At 63.0% G+C, this 25,584-nt stretch carries 26 protein-coding genes and 1 pseudogene; 19 read left to right on the forward strand and 8 right to left on the reverse strand.

Going from position 1 to position 25,584, the window contains the following annotated elements:
* Nucleotides 1–281: 281 nt before the first annotated feature.
* Nucleotides 282–1,592 (reverse strand): histidine--tRNA ligase, encoded by a 1,311-nt coding sequence (gene hisS / locus RMN99_RS12365; RefSeq protein WP_309623624.1) that lies wholly within the window; start codon nt 1,590–1,592, stop codon nt 282–284.
* A gap of 88 nt (nt 1,593–1,680) precedes the next feature.
* Here hisS and RMN99_RS12370 point away from each other — a divergent pair, with 88 nt between their 5' ends.
* From RMN99_RS12370 to ppa, 3 genes are read left to right on the forward strand one after another with little or no spacing between them, the layout of a single operon-like run.
* The gene (locus tag RMN99_RS12370; RefSeq protein WP_309623625.1) at nt 1,681–3,636 is read left to right on the forward strand and encodes a peptidase M61; all 1,956 of its coding nucleotides are present in this window, start codon (nt 1,681–1,683) and stop codon (nt 3,634–3,636) included.
* Nucleotides 3,633–4,313, forward strand: coding sequence for a DUF1345 domain-containing protein (locus RMN99_RS12375; RefSeq protein ID WP_309623626.1), 681 nt, complete (start codon nt 3,633–3,635; stop codon nt 4,311–4,313). The genes RMN99_RS12370 and RMN99_RS12375 overlap by 4 nt, the downstream gene beginning before the upstream one ends.
* A gap of 53 nt (nt 4,314–4,366) precedes the next feature.
* Complete coding sequence (gene ppa / locus RMN99_RS12380) at nt 4,367–4,906, forward strand: inorganic diphosphatase (RefSeq protein ID WP_309623627.1); 540 nt, start codon at nt 4,367–4,369, stop codon at nt 4,904–4,906.
* 155 nt (nt 4,907–5,061) lie between these two features.
* Here ppa and RMN99_RS12385 read toward each other — a convergent pair whose 3' ends face one another.
* Together RMN99_RS12385 and RMN99_RS12390 are read right to left on the reverse strand one after the other, a co-directional pair.
* Nucleotides 5,062–6,408 (reverse strand): TldD/PmbA family protein, encoded by a 1,347-nt coding sequence (locus RMN99_RS12385; RefSeq protein WP_309623628.1) that lies wholly within the window; start codon nt 6,406–6,408, stop codon nt 5,062–5,064.
* 63 nt (nt 6,409–6,471) lie between these two features.
* A complete protein-coding gene (locus RMN99_RS12390; RefSeq protein WP_309623629.1) occupies nt 6,472–6,840 on the reverse strand; it encodes a hypothetical protein in 369 nt (122 codons plus the stop codon).
* 159 nt (nt 6,841–6,999) lie between these two features.
* Here RMN99_RS12390 and lptB point away from each other — a divergent pair, with 159 nt between their 5' ends.
* From lptB to RMN99_RS12415, 5 genes and pseudogenes are all read left to right on the forward strand, one after another.
* Nucleotides 7,000–7,767, forward strand: coding sequence for an LPS export ABC transporter ATP-binding protein (gene lptB, locus RMN99_RS12395; RefSeq protein ID WP_309623630.1), 768 nt, complete (start codon nt 7,000–7,002; stop codon nt 7,765–7,767).
* A gap of 28 nt (nt 7,768–7,795) precedes the next feature.
* A complete protein-coding gene (rpoN, locus tag RMN99_RS12400; protein ID WP_309623631.1) occupies nt 7,796–9,280 on the forward strand; it encodes an RNA polymerase factor sigma-54 in 1,485 nt (494 codons plus the stop codon).
* Nucleotides 9,281–9,358: 78 nt separating this feature from the next.
* Nucleotides 9,359–10,792: a peptide MFS transporter gene (locus RMN99_RS12405; protein WP_309623632.1), complete on the forward strand. Its 1,434-nt coding sequence runs from the start codon at nt 9,359–9,361 to the stop codon at nt 10,790–10,792.
* 11 nt (nt 10,793–10,803) lie between these two features.
* Nucleotides 10,804–11,013: pseudogene (locus RMN99_RS12410) on the forward strand (RNA polymerase sigma-54 factor); the annotation flags it as partial.
* A gap of 20 nt (nt 11,014–11,033) precedes the next feature.
* Nucleotides 11,034–12,023 (forward strand): phosphatase PAP2 family protein, encoded by a 990-nt coding sequence (locus tag RMN99_RS12415; RefSeq protein WP_309623633.1) that lies wholly within the window; start codon nt 11,034–11,036, stop codon nt 12,021–12,023.
* 27 nt (nt 12,024–12,050) lie between these two features.
* On the opposite strand, the gene RMN99_RS12420 is transcribed toward RMN99_RS12415, so the two are convergent.
* A complete protein-coding gene (locus RMN99_RS12420) occupies nt 12,051–12,659 on the reverse strand; it encodes an HNH endonuclease (protein WP_309623649.1) in 609 nt (202 codons plus the stop codon).
* 117 nt (nt 12,660–12,776) lie between these two features.
* Here RMN99_RS12420 and gluQRS point away from each other — a divergent pair, with 117 nt between their 5' ends.
* The 7 genes from gluQRS to rfbG all read left to right on the forward strand — a co-directional run bounded on the left by gluQRS (nt 12,777) and on the right by rfbG (nt 17,896).
* Nucleotides 12,777–13,625, forward strand: a complete 849-nt coding sequence (gluQRS, locus tag RMN99_RS12425; protein ID WP_309623634.1) for a tRNA glutamyl-Q(34) synthetase GluQRS — start codon at nt 12,777–12,779, stop codon at nt 13,623–13,625.
* Nucleotides 13,622–13,855, forward strand: coding sequence for an HIG1 domain-containing protein (locus RMN99_RS12430; RefSeq protein ID WP_309623635.1), 234 nt, complete (start codon nt 13,622–13,624; stop codon nt 13,853–13,855). Before gluQRS ends, RMN99_RS12430 begins: the two co-directional genes overlap by 4 nt.
* Nucleotide 13,856: 1 nt before the next feature.
* A complete protein-coding gene (locus tag RMN99_RS12435; RefSeq protein WP_309623636.1) occupies nt 13,857–14,426 on the forward strand; it encodes a cob(I)yrinic acid a,c-diamide adenosyltransferase in 570 nt (189 codons plus the stop codon).
* A 111-nt stretch (nt 14,427–14,537) separates the two neighbouring features.
* Nucleotides 14,538–14,942 (forward strand): hypothetical protein, encoded by a 405-nt coding sequence (locus RMN99_RS12440; RefSeq protein ID WP_309623637.1) that lies wholly within the window; start codon nt 14,538–14,540, stop codon nt 14,940–14,942.
* A 154-nt stretch (nt 14,943–15,096) separates the two neighbouring features.
* Nucleotides 15,097–15,966: a 3-hydroxyacyl-CoA dehydrogenase NAD-binding domain-containing protein gene (locus RMN99_RS12445; RefSeq protein WP_309623638.1), complete on the forward strand. Its 870-nt coding sequence runs from the start codon at nt 15,097–15,099 to the stop codon at nt 15,964–15,966.
* A 39-nt stretch (nt 15,967–16,005) separates the two neighbouring features.
* The gene (gene rfbF / locus RMN99_RS12450; protein ID WP_309623639.1) at nt 16,006–16,785 is read left to right on the forward strand and encodes a glucose-1-phosphate cytidylyltransferase; all 780 of its coding nucleotides are present in this window, start codon (nt 16,006–16,008) and stop codon (nt 16,783–16,785) included.
* Nucleotides 16,786–16,789: 4 nt separating this feature from the next.
* Complete coding sequence (gene rfbG, locus RMN99_RS12455) at nt 16,790–17,896, forward strand: CDP-glucose 4,6-dehydratase (protein ID WP_309623640.1); 1,107 nt, start codon at nt 16,790–16,792, stop codon at nt 17,894–17,896.
* Here the strand turns inward: rfbG and RMN99_RS12460 are convergent.
* On the reverse strand, nt 17,887–19,062 hold the full coding sequence (locus tag RMN99_RS12460; RefSeq protein ID WP_309623641.1) for a glycosyltransferase family 2 protein: 1,176 nt from the start codon (nt 19,060–19,062) through the stop codon (nt 17,887–17,889). The two genes, rfbG and RMN99_RS12460, sit on opposite strands and share 10 nt — an antisense overlap.
* 80 nt (nt 19,063–19,142) lie before the next feature.
* Here RMN99_RS12460 and RMN99_RS12465 point away from each other — a divergent pair, with 80 nt between their 5' ends.
* Genes RMN99_RS12465 through RMN99_RS12480 form a run of 4 tightly spaced genes read left to right on the forward strand, consistent with a single transcriptional unit; the run spans nt 19,143 to nt 23,299 of the window.
* Entirely contained in the window at nt 19,143–20,651 is a 1,509-nt protein-coding gene (locus RMN99_RS12465) for an oligosaccharide flippase family protein (protein WP_309623642.1), read from the forward strand.
* A gap of 27 nt (nt 20,652–20,678) precedes the next feature.
* Nucleotides 20,679–21,584: a class I SAM-dependent methyltransferase gene (locus RMN99_RS12470; RefSeq protein ID WP_309623643.1), complete on the forward strand. Its 906-nt coding sequence runs from the start codon at nt 20,679–20,681 to the stop codon at nt 21,582–21,584.
* A gap of 9 nt (nt 21,585–21,593) precedes the next feature.
* Nucleotides 21,594–22,445, forward strand: coding sequence for a hypothetical protein (locus RMN99_RS12475; protein ID WP_309623644.1), 852 nt, complete (start codon nt 21,594–21,596; stop codon nt 22,443–22,445).
* Nucleotides 22,385–23,299 (forward strand): hypothetical protein, encoded by a 915-nt coding sequence (locus RMN99_RS12480; RefSeq protein WP_309623645.1) that lies wholly within the window; start codon nt 22,385–22,387, stop codon nt 23,297–23,299. The genes RMN99_RS12475 and RMN99_RS12480 overlap by 61 nt, the downstream gene beginning before the upstream one ends.
* On the opposite strand, the gene RMN99_RS12485 is transcribed toward RMN99_RS12480, so the two are convergent.
* From RMN99_RS12485 to RMN99_RS12495, 3 genes are all read right to left on the reverse strand, one after another.
* Nucleotides 23,286–24,509 carry a class I SAM-dependent methyltransferase gene (locus RMN99_RS12485; protein ID WP_309623646.1) on the reverse strand — a complete coding sequence of 408 codons (1,224 nt, stop codon included), beginning with the start codon at nt 24,507–24,509 and terminating at the stop codon, nt 23,286–23,288. The two genes, RMN99_RS12480 and RMN99_RS12485, sit on opposite strands and share 14 nt — an antisense overlap.
* Nucleotides 24,506–25,087, reverse strand: coding sequence for a dTDP-4-dehydrorhamnose 3,5-epimerase family protein (locus tag RMN99_RS12490; RefSeq protein WP_309623647.1), 582 nt, complete (start codon nt 25,085–25,087; stop codon nt 24,506–24,508). Before RMN99_RS12490 ends, RMN99_RS12485 begins: the two co-directional genes overlap by 4 nt.
* Nucleotides 25,088–25,126: 39 nt before the next feature.
* A partial coding sequence (locus tag RMN99_RS12495; RefSeq protein WP_309623648.1) for a hypothetical protein occupies nt 25,127–25,584 on the reverse strand: 458 nt, incomplete at its 5' end.

The raw sequence follows: 25,584 nt of genomic DNA on the forward strand, positions 1-25,584 counted from the left end.
CTCCCCAGCGGGGAGGGGCTGGGGGTGGGGGAGCGCGGCAAAGCCGCGCGTCGGCGCTAGCGTGGAACCCCCACCCCAACCCCTCCCCAGTGGGGAGGGGCTAAGCGAGTCAGACCCAAACCATATTCCGTCACCCTGAACTCGTTTCAGGGTCCATCGTGCGGTTAGCCCGGAGGTCATCGAAGGCGCAAAACGGCGCGGCACTGCTTCGCCACAGAGCTTCGGCCTGCGGGGCGACATGGACCCTGAAACAAGTTCAGGGTGACGAAGTGGAGTGGCGCTCACGCTACTTTGCGCTCAGTCAGTATCCACGAATGAGCGTTCGCGATTTCCGTTTCTTCGCAAATGAAGCGGCTTTCTAAGGCTTCCTTGACCTTGTTCCGCATCGGGTTCTCGAACGTTACATTGAGGTCGCGCATGCGGACCACGCCTAGTGCGTTTTCATGCGGTTCCACTGAAAGGCCTCGCCATGCACCGGACGCCTTGGCCTTCTTATAGCGATTCTTTCGCGGGCCGCTGTACAGGTATTCGGTTTTAAGCGGTCGGGGACCAAGACGGACAGCTTCGCTAACTTGGAGAGCGAGCGAATCCATCCCATTGTGTTCGGTGAATACAACGATTTCAGCAACTTCTTCGTTAACTGCCGCCACCAGCATCGCCAACCGCTCAATCCCCGCAGCCCAGCCCACCGCCGGGGTATGCGGCCCACCCAGCGACTCCATCAGCCCGTCATAGCGTCCGCCGCCGAGCACGGTGCCTTGCGCGCCGAGCCGGTCGGTGACGAATTCGAACGCGGTGTGGCGGTAATAGTCGAGCCCGCGGACCAATGCCGGGGCGCGGGTCCAGGCGACGCCAGCGGCATCGAGGCCGGAAGTGACCGCGCCGAAGAAGTCCTGCGCCTCACCGTTCAGGAACAAATCGATCTTTGGTGCATCGGTTACGAGCGCCTGATCGCGCGGGTCCTTGCTGTCGAGGATGCGTAGCGGGTTGGCGGTCAGGCGCTTCTGGCTATCATCGGACAGGTCGGCGCGGTGCGCTTCGAAGTATTCGATCAACGCCGCGCGCCAGGCCTCGCGGCTGGCACCGTCACCCAGCGTATTGAGCTGCAACGTCACCCCATCGGCAATGCCCAGTTCCTTGAGCAGCTGATCGGCCAACACCAGCAGCTCGACATCGGCCTGTGGTTCGGCCGCGCCGATGATTTCGGCGTCGAGCTGGTGAAACTGGCGGTAACGGCCCTTTTGCGGGCGCTCATAGCGGAACAGCGGGCCGTGGGTGGCGACCTTCAGCGGCGCGTGCTGCTGCCAGCCGTTGGTCAGGTAAGCGCGGGCGATCCCGGCGGTAAATTCGGGCCGCAGGGTGAGCGATTCGTCGCCGCGATCGCGGAACGAATACATTTCCTTGGAAACGACATCGGTGGTCTCGCCGATGCTGCGGGAGAACACCTCGGTCTTTTCGAACACCGGCATTTCCACCCGGCGGAACCGGTAGAGCTTGCGCACGCGTTCGAAGGTTTCGACGACATGCGCGAAAGCATCGGCCTCTGCGCCGAAAATGTCCTGGGTGCCACGGATAGCTTGCGGTGTGTTCATGGCGCTGGCCCCTAGCTTGTTTGGCCTTCGTCGAAAAGGGCATGTCATATCTTGCGCCTTGGCTGCCCTGCCGCCAAAGTCCGTGGCCATGAACAGAAAAACAGGGATCGCCTTGGCTGTCCTGGCGATGGCATTGGCCGCGCCGGCAGCTTCCACTAACCTCTCCGCGCCCGTGGCGGTGCCGCTTTCGCGCGCTGTGCCCGATGCGGTCGATGCCCGCTATCCGGGCGGGGCGATGCGGCTGGATGTGGATGCGACCGACATTGCACGCGGCGCTTACCGCGTCACCCAGACAATCCCGGTTGCGCCGGGAACCGCCAGGCTGACGCTGCTGTTGCCGCAGTGGCTGCCCGGCAACCACGGCCCGCGCGGCACCATGGCCGAACTGGCTGATCTGCACTTCTACGCCGGCGAGCAGCAGCTCAGCTGGAAGCGCGATCCGGTGGAAGTGTTCGCGTTCCACATCGATGTGCCGGCCGGCGCGACCACTGTGGTGGCCAAATTCATCCACACCAGCCCGCTGCAATCAAGCGAAGGGCGGATAACTATGACGCAGGAAATGCTCAACCTGCAGTGGGAGAAGATGAGCCTCTATCCCGCCGGGCACTATGTGCGGCAAATCCGCGTGGTGCCCAGCGTCACCTTGCCGCAGGGCTGGACCGCCGCGACCGCGCTCGATGGCGCCCGCGTTCAGGGCAATACGTTGTCGTGGGCCGAAACCAGCTATGAAGTGCTGGTCGATTCGCCGATTTTCGCAGGCAAGTATTTCCGCAAGTGGGACCTTGGGCAGAACGTCACGCTTAACGTCGTGGCCGATTCGCCCGAGCAGCTGAACGCCAAGCCCGAACAGATCGAATTGCACCGGCACCTCGTCACCGAAGCGCGGCTGGCGTTCGGCGCGAACCATTTCGATCATTACGAAATGCTGCTCGCGCTGACCGACCGGATGGGCGGGATCGGGCTGGAGCATCACCGGTCGAGCGAGAACCAGCTCGAACCGGCCGCCTTCACCGAATGGGCCAAGTACGAATTTGACCGCAACCTGCTGCCGCACGAATATGCGCACTCATGGTCGGGCAAGTACCGCCGCCCGGCGCGGTTGTGGACGCCGGATTATCGCCAGCCGATGCAGGACGATCTGCTGTGGACCTATGAAGGCCAGGACCAGTTCTGGGGCACCGTGCTGGCGGCGCGGTCGGGCTTGCAGGGCAAGGACGTGGTGCTGGGGATGCTGGCGCAGTGGGCCGGCGGCTTTTCGGTCCAGGCCGGGCGGCGTTGGCGCTCGGTAGAAGATACCGGGCACGATCCGGTGTTCGCTGCGCGCAAGGCCAAGCCGTTCCCCTCGCTCGCCCGCAGCGAGGACTATTACACCGAAGGCGCGCTGGTCTGGCTCGAGATCGATCAGATCATCCGCCAGAAGACCGCCGGCAAGCGCAGCATCGATGATTTCGCCAAGCTGTTCTTCGGAATGAACCACGGCGATTACGGCCAGCTGACGTTTGAGGCCGACGAGATCGTCACCAAGCTAAACCAGGTTGCGCCCTATGATTGGGCCAGCTTCATCGAGACCCGGATCAACACCCCCGGCCAGCCCGCGCCGGTGGCGGGGATCGAACTGGGCGGCTACACGCTGGTCTGGAAGGACGAGCCCAACGCCTTCGAAAAGGCCCGCATGGCCGATGCCAAGCAGCTGACGCTGGGCTTCTCGATCGGGATCACGCTCGACAAGGACGGCAAAGTGCTGGCCACCTTGTGGGACAGCCCGGCGTTCAACGCCGGGATCGTGCCGGGGGCCAAGCTGGTGGCGGTGAACGGTGAAACCTATGACGCCGACAAGCTGAAAGCCGCGATCACTGCGGCGAAGAATGGCGGGCCGATCGAGCTGCTGGTGCAGCGCGGCACCCGCTTTCAGACGGTGACGGTGAACTACAGCGGCGGGCTGCGCTGGCCGTGGCTGGAACGCGCCGCACCGGGCAAGCTGCCGACCGGGCTTGATCTGCTGCTCAGCCCAAAACGGCCGATGCCTAAATCGAAGGGTAAATGAGCACGGGCGGAACCGCCGGGCATTTTGCCCGCTGGCTGGGCAAACGCTTTGCGCCGCCCGCTTTCGTGGTGTTCGTGGCGGTGCTGGCGGCGATGATCCCAGCCTTGCATTTTGGGGCTGAATGGTCGTGGGCCAATGCCCTGGTGCTTGGCTTCGATGGCGCGGTGCTGGCCTTCCTGGCCGCGCTGTGGCCGCTCAGCCGCGATCGCTGCGCCGCCGACATGCGCCGCCATGCCGAGGCCAACGACGCCAACCGCCTGACCGTGCTGACCATCACCGCGCTGGTCACAGGGGTGTTACTGGTCAGTCTGATCGCCGAATTGCCCGCTGCCCGTGATGGCAAGAGCCTGGCCAAAGGATTGCTGATCGCGACGCTGGGCCTGTCATGGCTGTTCACCAACGTGGTTTTCACGTTGCACTATGCGCATCTGCATTACATCCCAGACAAGACCGGCAAGACGATCCGCGGCGGGTTCGATTTTCCCGGCACGGCGGAGCCCGACTACTGGGATTTCCTCTACTTCTCGCTCACCGCTGGAATGAGCTTTGCCGCGTCCGACGTCAACGTCACCAGCCAGGCGGTGCGCAAGGTGCTGGTCTGGCAGTGCTTGCTGTCCTTCACTTTCAACATCGGCGCGCTGGCCTTTTGCATAAACGTGCTGGCTGGAGGGAAGTAGAGCCCATCGCAAGCGTGTTGCAGCGCAGCATGCGCAGCGCTAAAGGCGCGCCCATGCGTATCGAAAAAATCCCCGTTGGCGATAATCCGCCCGAAAGCCTCAACGTCATCATCGAAGTCCCGGTTGGGGGCGAGCCGGTGAAGTACGAATTCGACAAGGAATCGGGGGCGCTGTTCGTCGATCGGATCCTGCACACGCCGATGCGCTATCCGGCCAATTATGGCTTTATCCCGCACACCCTGTCAGACGATGGCGATCCGCTCGATGCGTTGGTGGTGTCACGCTCACCCTTCATTCCGGGCTGCGTGGTGCGCGCCAGGCCGATCGGCGTGCTGAACCTGGAAGACGAGCACGGCGGCGATGAAAAGCTGATCTGCGTGCCGGTCGATTCGACCTTCCCGTACTATTCGGACATCGGCGAGCAAAAAGACCTGCCCTCGATCGTGCTGCAGCAGATCGAGCACTTCTTCACTCACTACAAAGATCTGGAGCCCGAAAAGTGGGTGCGGATCGGCAAGTGGGGCGATGCCGACGATGCCAAGCGCGTGGTGCTGGAATGCATCGCGCGGTATCAGGCGTCTTTGACCGCCTGACGGCGGTGCGGACAGGCGTCCGCCTGTCCCGTGCAACACCAGCCCGCTCCCCCGGCCCGACCACCCGTTACATGGTACCCTTGGGGTGGTCGGGCCGGGGGAGCGGGCTGGTGTTGCAAGCTATTCGCGGAGGCGAATAGCGCACCTGACAAGACCTAATCCCCTGCCACCATCATCCCGTCGATCCGGATCGTCGGCACATTGACGCTGCGATACCATTCGATGTCATTGGCCGGGGTCAGCGCGGCGAACATATCGATCAGGTTGCCGGCCACGGTGAATTCGGCCACCGGCCCGGCGATCTCACCGTTCACAATGCGAAAGCCCGATGCGCCGCGGCTGTAATCGCCGGTCACGCCGTTTACGCCGCTGCCGATCAGTTCGGTCACCAGCACCCCGTCCGTGATGTCGGCGATCAGTTCGGCAACGCTCAGCGCACCGGGTTCGAGATGCAGCGCCGAAGTGCTGACCCCCGGCGCGCCGCCCGCGCCGCGTGCGGCATGGCCGGTCGGGGCCTGGCCCAGCTGGCGCGCGCTGGCGCTATCCATCAGCCAGCCGGTCAAGCGGCCATCGCTGACCAGTTCGCGGCGCGCGGTGGGCAGGCCTTCGCCATCGAACGGCCGTGCCCCCAGCGCGCGCGGGCGGCGCGGATCGTCGATGATGGTGATGCCGGGGGCGAAGATCTGTGCATCCGCCTTGTCCAGCAGGAAGCTGGCACGCCTGGCAATGGCGCTGCCGCTGATCGCGCCCGCCAGGTGGCCGATCAGGCTGCCGCCGACGCGCGGATCGAACACCACGGGCATTGCGCCGCTCTTGATCCGGCCAGGGTTGAGGCGCTTTACGGCGCGTTCGCCGGCCAGACGGCCGATCTCTTCGGCGCAGGCCAGATCGGCCAGGTGGTGCGCGCTGCGCCAGCCATAATCGCGCTGCATAGCAGAGCCTTCGCCAGCGATAACGGTGGCGCTCAGTTGCCGGCTGGTGCCGCCATAGGCCCCGGCAAAGCCATGGCTGGTGACCAGCGCGACCGAACGCGCCCCGGATGCTGCGCCGCCGCCTTCGGAATTGGTTACACCGGCAACGGCCAGCGCGGCCGCTTCCACAGCCATGGCCATTTCGCGCAAAGCGGCGGGATCAAGTTGTGCCGTATCGGCCAGATCAAGATCGGGCAGTCCGTCCTTCAGCAGGCGGTCTTCGGGGGCCAGCCCGGCAAAGCGATCTTCTGGCGCAAGCCGCGCCATCGCCACCGATCGCTGCGCCAGTTCGTTCAAGGCATCGTCCGAAAGATCGCTGGTTCCGATCGATGCAGAACGGCTGCCGACAAAGACCCGCAAGCCAAGGTGCTCGCTTTCGCTGCGCTCGACATCCTCCAGCGCGCCCAGCCGGACCTGGACCGATTCCGATTCCTGCCCGCCATAGATCGCATCGGCTGCATCGGCGCCAGCGCGCAGAGCCAGGTCGATCAGCGCAGCGGCGCGGTCCTGGGCTTGGGTCGGGGTAAGCATGAAGGGGTGCGGCTCCTTGGCGCTGGGAGCCGCCGATCTAGGTACTGCCGATCAAAAGCGCAATCAGCGCACCAGCAGGGACAACAGCTTGAACAGCCCGGTGATCGCAAATGGCAGGCCGATTGCCAGCAGCCACAACAGCGCAACATCGCGGCGGAAGTAACGGACAAGAGCCGGATCGGCAGCCTGACTGTCGTTCAGCTTGCTCCAGCGCTTTTCAAAACGGCGGCAGGCCGGAATGATGCCGGCAACAAGAATGATCAGCGCAAAATAGGGGAGCAGCGATCCGCCGCGGCCGTGCAAAGCGCCCATGGTGACGAAAATCTGCAGCCCGGTATAAACCAGCAGCGCATAAGCGATATGGTCGCTCATCCGCTTGCGCCAGTCGATCGGCTTGCCGCGCGCCGCAGCTCCGTTCCACGCTTTTGCCATGGCTCTCTCCGCCCGTTGTATTTGCATGGCAGTAAAACACCGATGCGGTGCAGGATCAAGGGCCGTTAAGGATTGTGTGCAACAGGTCATGCACGAAACCTGCCAGTTTGCCGCAAGCATGCTTGCCCCGTGTGCTTTTGCTGCCTAAGTCGGAGCGTGATGAGCCAGACCCAGACCCTTGCCGCCGCCCCGTCCGATGCCCCTGCGTTCAGCGGACTCGAAGTCATTTCGATCGCCAAAAGCTATGACAAGCGCGCGGTGCTGTCCGACATCTCGCTGCGGGTGGCGAAGGGCGAAGTGCTGGGGCTGCTGGGCCCCAACGGCGCGGGCAAGACCACCTGCTTTTATTCGATCATGGGACTGGTAAAGCCGGATTCGGGCCGGATCCTGATGGACGGGGTCGATGTTACGCAGCTCCCGATGTATCGCCGCGCGATCCTGGGGCTGGGCTATCTGCCGCAGGAAACGTCGATCTTTCGCGGGCTCACGGTTGAACAGAACATCGCTGCGGTGCTCGAACTGGTTGAGCCTGACCGGGCGACACGGGCGGAGGAACTCGAACGGCTGCTGCGCGAGTTTGGCCTTACCCGGCTGCGCACCAGCCCGGCCATGGCGCTTTCGGGCGGGGAACGACGGCGCTGCGAAATTGCCCGCGCGCTGGCGGCCAAGCCTTCGATCATGCTGCTCGATGAACCTTTTGCCGGGATTGATCCGCTGTCGATCAGCGATATCCGCGATCTGGTGCTGGACCTGAAGGCGCGCGGGATCGGGGTGCTGATCACCGATCACAATGTGCGCGAAACGCTCGACATCGTGGACAGTACTTGCGTGATCTATGGTGGGCAGGTGCTGTTTGCGGGCACGCCGGAGGATATGGTCAAGGATCACAACGTGGTCACGCTCTACCTCGGCTCGGACTACATGTAATGCACTTCGGGGTATAGCGGACCAAGCCATGGCACTGGGGCCCCGCCTCGATCTAAGGCAAAGCCAATCGCTGGTGATGACGCCGCAATTGCAGCAGGCGATCAAGCTGCTGGCGCTGTCGAACCTTGAGATCGAGACTTTTATTGGCGATGCACTTGATGCAAACCCGCTGCTCGAACTGGGCGAGGCGGCACCAGCCGAAGCGGCCTTGCCTGAAGACCTTGATGTGCGCCGCACCACGCTCGAAAGCTCGCCGGTTGACCAGCTGATCGGCGAAGGCCGGGCCGAAGACGACAAACCGCTCGATCTTGATCGCGGCGCGCTCGATAGCGACCGCGATACCGGCGATGGTGAGTGGGGTGCCGAGCTGCGCTTTGCGGCAGGCGAGGACGGACCGGGAATCGACGAACGGCCCGATACCGCGGTTTCGCTGGCGCAGCACCTCCATGCCCAGATTGGCGCGATGTGCCGCGATGCGCAGCTGGCCTTCGTGGCGCGGCACCTGGCCGACCAGCTTGACGAGGCGGGCTACCTGACGGTTTCGCTGCGCGAAGTGGCTGCCGAACTCGGCGTGGGGCTGGATGAAGCCGAGCGGGGGCTGGAACTTGTCCAGTCACTCGATCCCACCGGGGTCGGCGCACGATCACTGGGTGAATGTCTGGCGCTGCAGGCCAGGGAAGCCGATCGCCACGATCCCTGCATGGCGCGGCTGCTCGAAAATCTTGATCTGCTGGCGCGCGGCGAACTGGCCCGGCTCAAACGGATGTGCGGGATCGATGACGAGGATTTCGCCGAGATGATGGCCGAATTGCGCGGCTATGATCCCAAGCCCGGCCTGCGCTTTGCCAGCGGCGGGGGCGAGCCGGTAACCCCCGACATCCTGATCGGCCCGCGCGCCGATGGCGGCTGGGACGTGCAATTGAACCAGGCCACGCTGCCGCGCCTGATCGTCAACCGCAGCTACTATGTCGAAATGCGCGGCGCTGTAGACGACAAGGCGGCACGCGGCTGGCTTTCGGAAAAGCTGGCCGATGCCAATTGGCTGATCAAGGCGCTCGATCAGCGGGCCAAGACCATCCTTAAAGTGGCAAGCGAGATTGCGCGCCAGCAGGACGGGTTCTTCCGCCGCGGCGTCTCGCAGCTCAAACCGCTGACATTGCGCACAGTGGCCGAAGCAATTTCGATGCACGAATCGACCGTCAGCCGCGTCACCTCGAACAAGTATCTGGCCTGCGAACGCGGGACGTTCGAACTCAAGTACTTCTTCACCTCGGGGGTCGGCGCGGTTGACGGCGAGGGCGGGGCATCGGCGGCATCGGTCAAGGCGGCGATCAAGACGCTGATCGATGCCGAGGATCCAAAGGCAATCCTGTCGGACGATACGCTGGTCGATCTGCTAAAGGCCAAGGGCTTCGATCTGGCGCGGCGCACCGTGGCCAAATACCGCGAGGCGATCGGGCTTGGTTCATCGGTGCAACGACGCCGGCAAAAAGCACTTGCAGGGGTGCGCTGAAAACTGTTGTCGGACACCCATTTGCTGCTAGCCTGAAACACGGTCGGGCATTGTGCAGTATGGTGGGGTTTTCGCAGGATGACGACGAAGGACGCGGCAGCAGGCGTGCACGGCGAGACTATTCCGGATCCAACCGCAGCGGGTGCCACAACTGACCACGCATTTTTTGGCCATCCGCGCGGGCTTGGTTTCCTCGCCGGAACCGAATTGTGGGAGCGGTTCAGCTTCTACTCGATGCAATCGCTGCTGATGCTCTACATGACCAAGTATCTGCTGTTGCCGGAAAATTCTGGCAAGGTGGCGGGGCTTGGCGTCTATCGCAGCGTCCTTGAGCGGATATTCGGGCCGATGACCGATCTGGCACTCGCGGCGCAGACCTTCGGGCTTTATTCTGGGTTCATCCTGGTCACGCCGCTGGTCGGAGCCTGGCTGGGTGACCGGGTCCTGGGGCGAACCAAGACCGTGACTATCGGCGCGCTGTTGATGAGCGCCGGGCACCTGACGATGGCGGTCGAGCAGGCATTTCTGCTGGCGTTGCTGCTGCTGATTATCGGCGGCGGGCTGTTCATCAGCAATCTCGCCGCACAGATCGGCGGGCTCTACTCACCGGACGATACCCGCCGCACTCGCGCTTTCGGCATCTACCTGATGGCAGTGAATGCTGGTGCGCTGGTAGCACCCTTGATCTCGGGCACGTTGGGCGAGCGGGTTGGGTGGCACTGGGGCTTTGGCGCGGCAGGGATCGGAATGCTTATCGGCCTTGGCACTTACTTGGCAGGGCGCCGCCACCTTCCGCCCGATGTTATCGCCCAAGGCGGCAAAGCCGAACCGCTGACCCGGCGGCAATGGCAGTCGGTCGGGGGACTGATTCTGCTCTATCTCCCCAAATTGTTCTTCTTTGCAGCGGTCCAGCAGGCTTACGGCATTATGGTAATTTGGGCGGACACTGCGGTTGACCGCAGGGTTGGCGGGTTCGAAATTCCGGTAACCTGGGCGCTGACTGCCGATGGCATCCTGACAATCGTCGGGGTGTTCATTGCCAATCGCATCTGGGCGAAAATGGCGGACAAAGGACGTGAGCCGCACGACATCCGCAAGATCGGCATCGCCAACATTATTGCCGCCGCGTCGTTTTTGCTGATCGCCGGCTTCTCGCTGATGCCGCAAGTCCCGGTATACGGCTGGTTGCTGTTCTATCTTGTGCTCGACCTCTCCTATGGCTGGAACGATCCGCCAGCCCGCGCGCTGATAGCCCGTTACGCGCCGCGATCGGTCAATGGCATGATGTTTGCGCTCTATTCGCTGTCAGGCGCGCTCGGGTTCTTCCTGCTCGGCTGGTTGGGGCGCTTTTACGAACCGCTGGGACCGACCAAATACTTCCTACTCACCGCCACCCTGCCAATCGCCGGCGCAGTAATGTTGATGCTGTTCGCGCACCCGCTCGAACGCTTGCTGGCGCGCGGCGATGCAGACCGGGCGGATTTGAAAACGGACGGTGGATCGCCTGACTGAGCGCATGCGGCGTTTCGGCTTCAGCGATCGAGGGCGTGATCGTGTCCCTGATTGATGCCGAGGATCCAAAGGTAATCCTGTCGGATGATACGCTGGTCGATCTGCTGGGGGCCAAGGGCTTTGATCTGGCGCGGCGCACCGTAGCCAAATACCGCGAGGCGATCGGGCTTGGTTCGTCGCTGCAGCGACGCCGACAAAAAGCACTCGCAGGGGTGCACTGAACACCGCAGGGGGAAGCGGCATGAATATCTTGCGTAGAATGCACAATGCGATCGTGGCCAACCTGGACAACCCGGCGCGGGCTCCGGTCCTCGATCCCCGCTCGCGCGTGATCTACGCGCTGCTCGTGGTCATCGTGGTGCTTGAAGTGCTCTACTTCGCATTCAGCGATTTCTATCTCGGCGCCTATGCGATCGGGTCAATCTACACGATGATCTGCGCAGCGATCCTGTTCGCGTTCTATCTGCGGCGGCGGCATTTCACGCGGGTGGCGCTGATTTTTGAGGCATTTGCCTTGCCCGGCATTGCCGGCGGGCTGGCGGTGATCGCTACCACGTTTCTTGCGGCCGAGAGCTTCCCGTTTATCGACGAAACGCTCAATGCCGCCGACCGCGCGCTGGGGTTTGACTTTCCAGCCTTGCTGCAAATCTACCGCGACAACCCTGATCTGACCGTCGCGTCGCAGCGGATCTATATCTCGTTCGGCGTTCAGTCGATCGCGGTGCCGATGCTGCTGGCCATCTGTTGGCGGGACGAGAGGCTGTGGACCTATCTCACCGCCTGGTACCTGGCGCTGTTTACGGCGGTGGCGATCTTTCCCTTTGCGCCGGCGGCCGGCCCCTATGTGCTGCACGGGGTTCAGGAAGACGTCTTCGGCAGCCTGCAACGCTTCTTTCCGTGGAAGACCGGCCCGGCGATCCAGGCGCTGCGCGACGGCACGATGCGCGATATCGGCGAAGCGGCGCGCGGGCTGGTTTCGATCCCCAGCTTCCACGCGATTGGCGGGGTGCTGTTCATCGCCGCGACGTGGCAATTCAAATGGCTGAAGTGGCCGATGTTGACACTCAATATTCTGATGATCTGCACGGTGATCATCACCGGATCGCATTACCTGATCGATGCGATTGCGGGCATTGCCACGGCCTTGGCTGCATGGTGGATCTCCGCCCGGATCGTGATCAGGCTGGGCCGCAAGGATCAAGCCACAGCGCAGCCGATCAGCGCAGTTTGAGGTAGAGCACACCGCCGCGCACGTCGATTACGCCTCCAGCTCGACATCCCAATAAAGCCAATCGCGCCAGGTTTCGTGGAGATAACCCGGCGGGAAGGCACGGCCGCGGTCTTGCAATTGCCAGCTGGTCGGGCGGATCGGATGCATCAGCAGCGGCATCCTGGCCTGTTGCGGGGTGCGTCCGCCTTTCTTGAGATTGCACGGGGCGCAGGCGGTGGCGACGTTTTCCCAGCTGGTTCGCCCGCCAAGGCGGCGCGGGATCACATGATCGAAAGTCAGCTGGTGCGGGCTACCGCAATACTGGCATTCGAACCGGTCACGCAGGAACAGGTTGAAGCGGGTGAAGGCGGGATGTTCGCTGGGTTTCACATATTGGCGCAGTGCGATCACGCTGGGGATCGGCATGGTCCAGCTGGGCGAATGGACTTCGCGGGCATAGGAGGCGACGACATCGACGCGTTCGAGAAATATTGCCTTGATCGCGGTTTGCCAAGGCCACAAGCTGAGCGGATAATAGCTGAGCGGGGTATAATCCGCGTTCAATACCAGCGCCGGGCAATCGGACAGATGCCGGGAGGGATCGCCCTCTGCGCTGCGGAACCGGGCCGCGCGCTCAATCAGTTCCGACTTGAGCATGGCCCCCTGTAACTGCGGGCGGTGGCGGCTTTGTGACAACGCATAGCGGCAATGAACATGGCGCGCGGCCATGCGTCAAGCCTTGCCACGGCAAGCAATCCACAGGACAAGCGGCTTGTGACACATCGGACACGTTTCGCCCCCAGCCCCAATGGCCCGCTGCATCTGGGCCACGCCTATGCCGCGATCGTCGCGCACGATCTGGCGCGGGCGCGCGGCGGTAAGTTTGTTCTGCGGATCGAGGATATCGACGGCACCCGCAGCCGCGCTGATCTGGTGCTTGAAATGCTGGCCGATCTGGAATGGCTGGGGCTGGCCTGGGATGGGTCGGTAACATTCCAGTCATCCCGGCTCAGTGCTTATGCCGCAGCGGGGGAGCGGCTCAAGGCGATGGGCTTGCTCTATCCCTGCACTTGCACGCGCGCCGAGATTGCAGGGGCTGCAACGCAGGCCGGCCCCGATGGCCCGCTCTACCCCGGCACCTGCCGCGGCCGGGATGACGATCCCGCAGGTGCCGCCTGGCGGATCGACCTGGCGCGGGCGATGGAACGCGCCGGGCCGCTAACCTGGACCGATGAACTGGCAGGCCAGCAGCAAGCCCGGCCAGAACTGTTCGGCGATGTGGTGCTGCTGCGCAAGGAAGCGCCCGCCAGCTATCACCTTGCCGCAACGCTGGACGATGCGGCACAAAATATCACGCTGGTGACGCGCGGGCAGGACCTGTTCGCCGCCAGCCATGTCCACCGCCTGCTGCAGGCGCTGCTCGGTCTGCCGGCCCCGGTCTGGCACCACCACGGCCTGCTGGTCGAAGCCGATGGCCGCAAGCTGGCCAAACGGCGCGGATCGCCTGCGCTGGGCGATCTGCGCCGCGCCGGGGCGGACGGTCTGGCACTGGCCGCTGCCCTTAGAGACAGGGTGCTGCCCGCTGGTCTTTCGCTTCTGGAAGGCGTAGATAGCTCGTCATGATTTACCTTCTTGTCCCGGTCGTGATGGTGCTGATGGCGCTCACGGTTATCACCCTGGTGCGCGGCGCTGCCGCGTTTCTTCATTCCACGCGTGAGGATATCGACCGGCCTGAGGGCAGCGGCCCAACTGCAATGCAATTGAAACAGAACAGCCTGATGTTCCGGCGGATCATCTATCAGGCTGCGGCAATCGGCGTCGTGTTTCTGGTAATGCTCACGGCCAAGAAGTAAATTGGTCAAGCTCAACAAGATCTACACCCGCACGGGTGACGATGGCACGACCGGGCTGGTCGATGGCTCGCGCCTGCCCAAACATGCCGCGCGCATGGAAGCGATCGGCGCAGTGGATGAAAGCAATTCCGCGCTGGGGCTTTGTGCGGTTGAACTGGCGCAAAGCGATCATGCCGCGATGATAACCCGCATCCAGAATGACCTGTTCGATCTGGGCGCTGATCTTGCCACCCCGGGCGATGATTTCGCCTCATCGGAAATGACCTTGCGCATCGTCGCCAGCCAGTCCGAATGGATCGAGGCGGCGATTGACCGCCTCAACGAAGCGATGCCGCCGCTGACCAGCTTCATCCTGCCCGGCGGCAGCGAAGCCGCCGCGCGCGTCCACATTGCTCGCGCCTCGGTGCGCCGGGCAGAGCGATCGGCCGTGGCGCTCGCGCAGCAAGACCCGGTCAACCCGGCCGCGCTGACCTATCTCAACCGCCTGTCCGACCTGCTGTTCGTGCTGGCCCGCGCGATCAACGATAACGGTGCCGGTGATGTGCTGTGGGTGCCGGGGCAGAACCGGTAAATCGTGATGGGGCGGGCCTGAATGGGCGGAAGCTATCGTGAGGCGCGGAAAGTGACCCGAACGGCAGGAATGGGGTGGAAAGCGTTCGTTCCTCAGTTATGGTGGCCGCCTATGGACATGACCAAGCATGATCGTGGCTTTCACAAGTTACTCACCTTTTTGACAAGGATACCTGCTGTTCAGACCAACGATACGCCGTGGGGCGGCTTTGGTTCGGGAATGAGCGATGCCGGATGGTGGGTGAAGTTCTCACTGGACGTCGACCATCATCTTGCATGGAATACCGTTCAAGAAATCGCATACGTTCTCAACGAGCTATCGCTTTCGGAGCACCTGCCGACCGTCTTCAAGCCGGTTTCTCCGCCGTCATACCTCAATGGCGGTCCGCGCGATTACCTTAGTTGGGTGATCGAGTGCGACGATCCCGAAATGAGGCCGGGAACGGTTGCCGATTGGCTGGAGGGGCGACTGCCGAAGCCAGTCGAAGACGAAGCAGCTTGGCCAGAAGACGGGTAGGGCGAATGTCCGCAACGTTGTCGTGACCGGTAAGACTGCTTTTGCCAACAAAAGCCGCATAGCTGCCTCCGCCAAAATCTCACCACCCGCCCTAGCATTCCCCTCCAATCGCAGCTACCCAGCCAGCCTTGCTGCAGTTGCGAAGGACGATCGAATGCGGACAGTTGGCGTTATTGGCGCGGGGCAGATGGGTTCGGGGATTTCCCAGACGATCGCCCAGAACGGCATCAAGGTGCTGCTGTCCGATGTCGATATTGCGCTGGCGGAAAAGGCCAAGGTGGGCATCGAAAAGGCGCTGACCAAGCTGGTCGGTCGCGGCAAGATCACGCCTGCGGAAGCGACCGCTGCGCTTAGCCGGATCACGCCGGTGGCGGACTATGCGCCGATGGCCGATGCCGATCTGATCATTGAGGCGGCGACCGAGAAGGAAGAGATCAAGCGCAAGATCTTCGAAGCCGCAGGCAAGGTGCTGCGCGCGGATGCGATCCTGGCGTCGAACACCAGCTCGATCCCGATCACCCGGATGGCCACTTCCTCGCCCGATCCGGCGCGGTTTATCGGGTTGCACTTCTTCAATCCGGTGCCGATCATGGGGCTGATCGAAGTGATCCCCGGCCTCGCCACCGCCAAGGATACCGTAGCCCGCACCCGCATGTTTGCCGAAAGCCTGGGCAAGCAGGTGGTGCTGGCCGAGGATGAGCCGTGCTTCGTGGTCAACCGGATCCTGCTGCCGATGATCAATGAGGCGGTGTTCGTGCTGGGGCAGGGCACGGCCAGCATCGCCGATATCGACAAGGGCTGCCGGCTGGGGCTCAATCATCCGATGGGCCCGCTGGAGCTGGCCGATTTCGTCGGGCTGGATACCTGCCTCGATATCGTTCGCGTGCTGTACAACACAACCGGCGACAGCAAGTATCGCCCCGCGCCGCTGCTGATGAAATATGTCGAGGCCGGCTGGCTGGGCCGCAAGACCGGGCGCGGCTTCTATGATTATACGGGTGATGCCCCGGTTCCCACGCGGTAAGTGCTTGCCAAACCAGCCGTTCGCGATAGCTAGGGCGCGATGAAAGCAGTTATCCTCTGCGGCGGTCAGGGCACGCGCATTCGCGACGTGGCCGACGATATTCCCAAGCCGATGATCCGGATCGGTGACCGGCCGATCCTGTGGCACATCATGCAGATCTATGCGGCCAGCCAGGTCAAGGATTTCGTGCTGTGCCTTGGCTACAAATCGTGGTCGATCAAGGAATACTTCCTCAATTTCCATGCCCAGGTGGCCGATATCACGGTCTGTCCGGGACGACCGGGCGAAGCCGAATTCGAAGCCGGCAACTTCCCCGAACAGGACTGGCGGATCGAACTGATCGAAACCGGGGTCAATGCGATGACCGGGGCGCGGTTGTGGCGGGTGCGCGATCGGCTGGATGGCGAGGCTCTGTTCTGCTTCACCTATGGTGATGGTGTAGCCGACATCGCCATCGCCGATGTGGTCGCATTTCATCGTCGCCACGGCAAGATCGGCACAGTTACGGGCGTGCGCCCGCCGGGCCGGTTCGGGGTGATGGCGGCCGATGGCGAACGGGTCAGCGCCTTCAGCGAAAAGCCGCAGACCGGCGAGGGCCTGATCAACGGCGGGTTCTTCGTGTTCGACAAACGCGTGTTCGAATACCTCAATTCCGATCCCGGCCTGGTTTTTGAGCAGGAGCCGCTGCGCCGCCTGGCCGAAGACGGCCAGCTGATGCTGTTTGAACATGCGGGCTTCTGGCAGCCGATGGATACTTACCGCGAATGGAAGATGCTGAACGAGATGTGGGACAGCGGCCAGGCGCCGTGGAAACGCTGATCTGATGTTCGGCGGGGCCTATGCGGGCAAGCGGGTTTTCGTAACCGGGCACACCGGGTTCAAGGGATCGTGGCTGTGCCTGTGGCTGGAACGGCTGGGGGCAGAAGTTTTCGGCTATTCGCTGATCCCGCCCACCGATCCCAGCCTGTTCGAGCAAGCCGACATCGCTTCGCGCATTTCGCACACAATCGGCGATGTGCGCGATTCCCAGGCGCTGCAGGTGGCGCTGGCGGCCGCCAATCCGCACTTCGTCTTCCATCTCGCCGCGCAGCCGCTGGTGCTGGAAAGCTATGCCCGGCCGGTGGAAACCTTTGCCACCAATGTCACCGGCTCGATCAACCTGATGGAAGCGATCCGGCAAACCGGCGCACGTGCGGCGGTGGTGATGGTCACCACCGACAAGGTCTATCTCAACCGCGAAACCGGGCAGGCTTACGGTGAGGACGATCCGCTGGGCGGGCATGATCCCTACAGCGCCAGCAAGGCGGCGATGGAAGTGGCGGTGGCTTCGTGGCGCAGCAGCTTCTTTGCGCCCGGCAAGCTGCCAGAACACGGGGTCGCCATGGCCAGCGCGCGGGCCGGCAATGTGATCGGCGGGGGCGATTGGTCGGCGAACCGGATCGTTCCCGATCTGGCGCGGACATTGGCGGCGAACGCACGTCCGATACTGCGCAATCCGCAGGCACTGCGGCCGTGGCAGCACGTGCTCGAACCGCTCGGCGGCTATCTCTGGCTTGGCGCGAAGCTGGCCGCAGAGCAGGGTGCGCGCTTTGCCGAAGGGTGGAATTTTGGCCCAGACCCCGATGCTGCGCGCAGCGTGGGTGATCTGGCCGATGCGATGCTGACCGCCTGGGGTCGTCCCGGCTGGAATGATGGTCACGATCCTGCCGCGCTGCACGAAGCCGGGCTGTTGCGCCTGTCGATCGACAAGGCCGCTCGCGAACTGGACTGGCGTCCGGTTTGGCAGTTTGGCCAGACGATCGAACGCACCGCCGGTTGGTATCAGGCTGTGCTTGAACGCGGCCAATCGCCGCGCGATGCCTGCGTTGCTGATCTTGAGGCCTATCTGGCCGATGCTGTCGCGCTGGGCGTCGCTTTCGCTCAGACGTAGCGCCGCTTCAGCGTTTTGAGCACCGATAGCATCCGGCTCGGCGGATCGGCGAGCAGTGCCGCCGCTGTCTCGCTCGCTTCGCGGACATTGGCCAGCGGCATCGGATCGCCTTCGTAAAGCCGGGCACAGGCGATCAGATTGCGGGCCGAACGCCAGCCATCGAGCAACCGGCTTTCATGCCGTACCGCCGCAATCCGTTGCACCGCAGCATCGTAATCCAGTCCGTGCAGCGCCGCAAAGGTGCGCCCCCAGGCCATGATCTCAGCGCGCCCGGTCTTGGTGTTGGCGAGGATCACTTCGAGCATGCGCTGCTTCGAAACCCCGGTCTGGCCGTGATGCAGAAATGCCGCCTGGGTGTGGCATTCAAACTGGATCGCCGGCATCGAGAATGACAGCGTGGCCAGATCGCCCAGCGGAAAATCGACGTGGAACGGGATCAGCTCCTCTTCCAGAAACGCGTTCGGCTCCAGCTTGAACAGTGCGGCCCCGATCGAGTGCGAGGACCGGCCGGCAATCGCGAACGGGGCCGTGCTGTAAACAAAGCGCTCGACCGTCGCGGTGATTGCAAAGCTCGAATAGATGTCGGGGATCTGCGAGCGGAAAAAGCTGCCGTCCTTGGCCCGCGCCGCCCGGATCACATCGGCATGAATGATCCCACCGGTGTAGGTTTGCGGCAGCCGCGCCTTGGGCCGCACCACGCGCAGGATATCTGCTACCGCGTCCTGGCTACGTACGGTTTCCACGGCGCTGCCAAGCGGAACCGTCAACGCCGGTTCGCGCGCTGAAACCACCTTGGGCCAGTTGTAGAAGCAGGTCTCGCTGCTCAACGCTCTCAGCCCGCTGTCCTCCAGCAGCGCGACGGTGGGTTCCAGGCGGCCCGCCACCAGCCCATCATCATCGCCCAGCATGACGATCCAGCCGGTATCGACATGGCTGAGCGCGAATTCATAGTTGTGCGCCATCGACAGGCGCTGGCCAGTGTTGGCATAGCGGATGCGGGCATCGCCAAAGCTTTCCACCACAGCGCGGGTCGCCGGGCTTGAGGCATTGTCCGAAACGAGGATCTTTAGCCGGTCGCAGTTCTGCGCGACCACAGTTTCCAGACAGTGCCGCAGCGTGTCGGCGCGTTCACGCGTGGGGATGACAACGGTGATCGGCTGGGTCACGGCGGTTCTGGCGATCCATTGTTGGGCATTTGCCCCGCGCGCCCTTGCCGGGGCGGGCAGGCACGGCTAGCTGCGGTCCTATGCGAACCGGCCTCAATGTCAACATCGCCGCAAACTTGCTGGCGCGCGGCTGGAACGCATTGATGTCGTTCATTTTCGTGCCGGTCTACCTGACCTTCATCGGCGCTGAAGGATACGGCTTCATCAGCCTCTACACCACGCTGGTTGCGCTGTTCGCGCTGCTCGATTTCGGGCTGTCGCTGACCGCCAATCGCGAGATCGCCCGCTACGGGGCCCACGCAGAGGAGCGCAGCAAGGCGCGCGCGATGATGCGCACCTTCGAAGCGATTTACTGGGTGATTGCGCTGCTGATCGGCGGGGCCATCGCGCTGATGGCGGATTTCGTGGTCACCCACTGGATCACCTTGCACACCATCCCGCTCGATCAGGCGCGGCGCGGGGTGCAGCTGATGGGGCTAGTAGCCGTGGTGCGCTGGCCGGTCTCGCTCTATGTCGGCGCGCTGCAAGGGATGCAGCGGCAGGTCAGCGTGAACCTGATCACCAGTGCTGCTGCAACCGCGGCGGGGGGCGGGGCGGTGCTGGTGCTGTGGCTGGGCGCGCCGCGGGTCGATCTGTTCGTTGGCTGGCAGCTGGTGATTTTTGCCCTGCAGGTGGCCGCGCTGCGCTTCGCGGTGTGGCGCGCCTTGCACCTTGATGGTGACCGGCCGCGCGTGCGCTTCGCGCTGCTGCGCGAATCCGCCGGCTTCTCGCTGGGCATAATGGGCATCACGCTGTTGTCGCTGGTGCTCACCCAGCTCGACAAGCTGCTGCTGACCCGCCTGCTAAGCCTCAGGGAATTCGGCTATTACACCGTGGCTGCAGGTATCGCACAGTTGCTGCTCAATGCCGGATCGTCAGTCGAAACGGCAAGCTTCCCGGCGTTGACAGCAGCCGTGCAAAGGGGCGAAGCGGACCAGGAAAGCGCGGTCTATCACAAGGCGTCGCGCACGCTGGCCGTGCTGGTGATGCCGGCCGCGCTGACCATTGCCCTGTTCGCGCCCGAATTGCTGCGGCTCTACCTCAGCACCCCCGAGGCGATCGCCCAAAGCGGGCGGGTGCTGCCTTGGCTCATTTTGGGGAACATGTGCCTTGCGATCATGTTTCTCCCGTTCTCGCTCCAGCTCGCGCATGGCTGGACCAGCCTTTCGATCTGGAAAAACGTGATCGCCGTGGCGTTGTTTGTCCCCCTGTTGCTCTACCTTGTGCCGCGCTTTGGCACGCTGGGTGCAGCGATGGCGTGGCTCTCGCTGACCCTGGGCTATCTGCTTTTTGAAGTGCCCGTTATGCATGCGCGCTTGCTGCGCGGAGAGAAAGCGCGCTGGTATCTTCGGGATCTTGGGGTGCCATTTGCGATAGCAGCGTCGATCCTGGGGATTGCGCGATTGCTGTTGCCGGCTTCGCTGACGCCATGGTCCGCCTTTTTCGCAATCGCCCTTGCCGGAGCGCTCGCGCAAGCGGCGTGCTTGCTGTTGCTTCCTGAAATTAAAGGATTATTGCGGAACTTCCGCGACACCTCCCGCGTTCGCTAAGAAGTTTCCGAATAGAGGTTTGCATAGATGTCTGCTGGCCAGAAACCAAATATTGCAATCGAAACCCTTACTGGAAGGCCAGCCGAATTCCTGTTCGCGGCAAAAGATAACCGCGGCCTGCCCGGACAGTTTGCCTATTGGCGCGGCGAGAATGGCCACGTTTTTCTCGATCCGGTTCCCGCTGACCTCGATCGCTATTATGCTGAAGGTTATCAGCCAATTCCGGAAAGCGAAGCCGATCTGGCCAAAGTCGCCAAGGGTGACGCGTATCGGCTGGATCACATCAAGAAACTCCAGCCAACTGGCACCTTCCTTGAGATTGGGCCATGGATCGGACTGACCGCTTATAGCGCCAAGCAGGCAGGCTATGCCGTGAGTGCCATCGAGCGCGATTCAGCTTGCGTCGATCTGCTGAGGCGCTGCGGTATCAAGGCGATCCAATCGTTCGACCCGGCGGAGACACTTGAGAACCTGGACGAGTCTTTTGATGTGATCGGTATGTGGCACAGTATTGAGCATTTGCCGCGACCATGGGAGGTGCTCCGGGCGTCGGCGCGCAGATTGAATCCGGGCGGCATTTTGGTCGTGGCTGCTCCGAACCCTGAAAGTGCGCAGTTCAGGGTTCTTGGCAAGCACTGGGTGCACCTTGATGCGCCTCGGCATATTCATTTCCTGCCCATCGCGCTGGTCAAACAGCTTTGTGAGAACGAAGGACTGGCTCTCGTTGCGGCGACCAGTGATGACCACTTGGGACTGATGCTGGAAGAACATGGCTGGCGCTCGGAAATTTTCCGTCGCGCGTTCAACATCCCCGGATTGAAAACGGTTCTGTACCGGCTCGGATGGCAAAGGCTACGCGCGAAGCATCGTGTCGCCGGGGCGATCGATGGTGCCGGCTATTCCTTGATATTCCAGCGACCGCCAGGCAGTTAGGACAAAAGTTTGGTCACCGCGCAAAATCTCGGGAATGACCTCGCTGTGGTTCACCTCGTTGTGCGGGACTACGGGTTCGCGCCGTTTGACGCGTTTATCGCGTCCTACCGCAGGCATCATGCCGGTCGTCCGCATAGACTGATTCTGGCGGCCAAGCAGTTCGGCAGCGACCGCGCGTTTGGTCCATGGGCGGAAAGGCTTGGCGGCATTCCATTCGAACTCGTGCGGGTTGCCGATCAGGGGCTGGATATCGGAAGCTATGCCCGCATTGCCGCCATGATGCAGTTCGAGCGATATTTCTTCTGCAATTCGCGCACTGTCATTCTGCACGATGACTGGCTTGAATACCTGTGCGCGGCCCTCGATCAATTGCCCGGTGGTGTTGTCGGGGCAACCGGATCCTGGCAAAGCGTGTCGTCGGGGCATCACCGCAATCTCCTGCGCACCAGCAAGTGGTTCGGGCCGTTGAAACGCGTACGCGCTTTTGTCGGATTCGCTCAGCGGTGGGCCGATTATCCCGGCTTCCCCAATGCGCATTTGCGCACCAATGCCTTCCTCATCCAGCGCGCCACAATGATGGCACTGTCGGTGCCCGATATCTCCGGCAAGCGCGATGCGCTGCGCTTTGAGAGCGGGCGGCGAAGCTTGACCCGGCAAGTGCAGGCAAACGGTGCAAAAGTCGGCGTGGTCGATGCCATGGGCAAGACGCATCTGGCACGGGAATGGGACCGTAGCGGGACATTCTGGCAAGACGATCAGGCCGATCTGTTGATTGGCGACAATCAAACCGGAAAATATGCGTGCGCGAGCGATCAAGAGCGCCGATCACTGTCGGCGATTGCCTGGAAGAAGCCCACGTGACGGTTGCGCCGACACACGATCTCGCGCTGGTCCACCTCGCCGTCAAAAGCTATGGCGAGACGGCTTTTGCCCGATTTGTCGAGAGCTATCGCCGCCACCCCGCCGGGCGGCCGCACGATCTGATCATTGTGGCCAAGCAGTTTGCGGATGAGGCCGATTTCGCACCCTTTGCGCGGTACCTTGATGGCCTGCCCTATCGCCTGCTGCTGATGCCCGATCAGGGGATCGATCTGGGCACCTATTTCACCGTGGCCCGGGCCCAGCCTTACGCGCGCTATTGCTTCCTCAACTCGCTGTCCGAAATTCTGGTCGATGGCTGGCTGGACAAGCTGGTCTGCGCGCTTGAAGCGGCACCCGGCGGGGTGGCCGGCACATCGGGATCGCGGCGCAGTGTTTCATCGGGAGTGCGGCGGATGCACTATCCCGGGGTGCCGCAAGCGCTGCAAAAGCTGCGCGGATTGCTGGGCTTCTGGAAGGTCGCGCTGACCTATCCGCCGTTTCCAAATCCGCATTTGCGCACCAACGGCTTCGTGATCGCGCGCGATACGGTGCTGCGGCTGAACCTGCCGCCGTTCCGCACCAAGCCCGACACCTCGATTTTCGAAAGCGGCTGGGGCAATCTCTCGCGCCAGATCTGGAAACTGGGCGGCAAGGTGCTGGTGGTCGATCGTACTGGGCGCGCCCACGATGTGCCCGACTGGGCCGATAGCGAAACCTTCTGGGCAGGGCAGCAGCAGGGCTTGCTGGTGGCGGACAAGCAGACGCGGATGTTCATATCCGCCAGCGAAACGCGCCGTGCGCTGCTTAACCGGCTGGCCTGGGGCCCCGATGGCCCCGATCTTATAGAAACGTGAGGGCCGGCACCGCGACCACGAACTTGCCGCCCCAATCGTGCACCTGCGCCTGGGCCGCAGTGATTTCGGCGGTCAGGTTCCACGGCAGGATCAGCACGTAATCGGGTTTGCGCTCCGCCAAGGCAGACGGCGGCAGGATCGGCACATGGCTGCCGGGCAGGAAACGGCCCTGCTTGCTGGGCGCAGCGTCGCAGACGAAATCGACCAGATCGGCGCGCACCCCGGCATAGTTGAGCAGCGTGTTGCCTTTGGCCGCCGCGCCATAGGCGGCGACCCGCTTGCCCGCGCGCCGCGCGGTGATCAGGAAGTCCAGCAGGTCGAGCTTGATCCGCTCTGCCTCTGCCGCCAGCCCGGCGTACCAGGCCGGATTCGTAACGCCGGCCTTTTCTTCCCGCGCCAGCATCGCGGCCACCGCAGGATTCGCTTCGTGGGCGGCATCGGCATGGCAGGCATAGACCCGCAACGATCCGCCATGGGTCGGCACTTCCTCGACATCGAACACGCGCAGGCCCTGCGCGGCGAAGATTTTCTCGACCGTGGTGAGCGAGAGGTACGAATAGTGCTCGTGATAGATCGTATCGAACTGGCAGCCATCGATCAGGTTGACGAGGTGCGGGAATTCGAAAGTCGCGGCGCCTTCGGGGGCCAGCAACACCGCGAAGCCGGCGACGAAATCGTTGATATCGGGCACGTGGGCCAGCACATTGTTCGCCGCTGTCAGGCTGGCATGGCCGCGGCTGGCAACCAGTTCCTGCGCCAGATCCGCGCCGAAGAACCGCTCGATGCTCTCGATTCCTCTGGCGCGCGCCGCTGCGGCGGTGGAGGCGGTGGGTTCGATCCCGGTGCACGTGATGCCGCGTGCCGCGACATATTGCAGCAGATAGCCATCGTTTGAGGCCACCTCGACTACCCAGTCATCACTGGTCAGGCCGAACCGCTCGGTCACTGTTGCGACATAGGCCTGTGCGTGATCGAGCCAGCTTTGCGAGACCGATGAAAAATAGGCGTAATCGGCGGTAAACAGCTCGTGGCTGGCGTGAAACGAGGGGATCTGGACCAGCCAGCACTGGTGGCAGACATAGACCTTGAGCGGCGCATAGCCTTCGGTTCCCTCCAGCTGCGCCGCCGTCAGATAGGCGTTGGAGGCGGGCTGGTGGCCCAGATCGATTACCTGCTGGGTCAGAGCAGCGCCGCAATGCCGGCAGTTCATAAGGGGATACCTTCAAATGCGGGATCGATCAGCGGGTGATTGGCATCGCGCTGTGACAAACCGGTGATGGGCAGCGGCCAGGCGATGGCAAGCGCGGGATCATCGCAGCGCAGTCCGCCTTCGTGCGCCGGATCATAAGGCGCAGTGTGAAGATAGAGCAGTTCGCTGTCTGGCTCGAGCACCTGAAAGCCGTGTGCGCAGCCTTCGGGAATGAACAGCGCCTGCGCGGAATCGGGGCTGAGTTCGACCGCAAAATGCTGCAAGAACGTGGGCGATCCCTGGCGCAGATCGACCGCCACGTCGAGCACCCGGCCGCGCAGGCAGCGCACCCATTTTGCCTCAAGCGCGGGGGCGGTCTGGTAATGCAGGCCGCGCACCGTGCCGGGCTGCCGGGTCAGGCTGAGGTTGATCTGGACGATTGGCCGCGCGCCATGCATTTCAGCCAGCAGGTGCGCATCAAACAGCCGCGCAAACTGGCCCCGGGCATCGCCGATCACCCGGCTGGTCGCCAGACGCACCCCGGCAATCGGGCCGGGCGCGTCGAGCGCTATAGCGGAAGGCGGGAAAGTATCTGGCAAAGCGGGAAATTCCTTAACCGAGCAGGACCGCGCGTCAATTCACTTCGCGGCTGGAATGACGCGGCGGGCATAGTCCGCCGCGAGCGCATCCCAAAAGCGCGTCTCGTCCCAGGCCGGTTCTGCACTGCCCAGGCCGATCCGGGTCATGGGTTCGGCGAAGTCGGTCTGGCGGGCCAGCGTGAACGGCGTTGCGATCCCCAGCCGTGGCCCGAGTTCGCGGGCAAAGCGCGCGGTGAACTGGCCTTGGCTCTCCGCATAACCGCTCGGTCCGCAGCGCGTGGCGGCTGCATCTGCAGGGTCAAGCGCGACAAAATCGGCATAGGCGCAGGCGAGGCGATCGACCGGGATATTGTCGCGGATGTAGTCGGGGGTGCGAACCTCAGGTCTCTCGTTTCGCGCCCAGTATTTCACCAGATAGGTACAAAACCGGAGCTGCTCGAGCGGGCCGAACGGATTGGGCACGATGAATTTGCCGAGCGGCAGCCCGGCTTCGGCGG

It is taken from the genome of Novosphingobium sp. (assembly GCF_031417815.1).
Lineage (GTDB): Bacteria > Pseudomonadota > Alphaproteobacteria > Sphingomonadales > Sphingomonadaceae > Novosphingobium.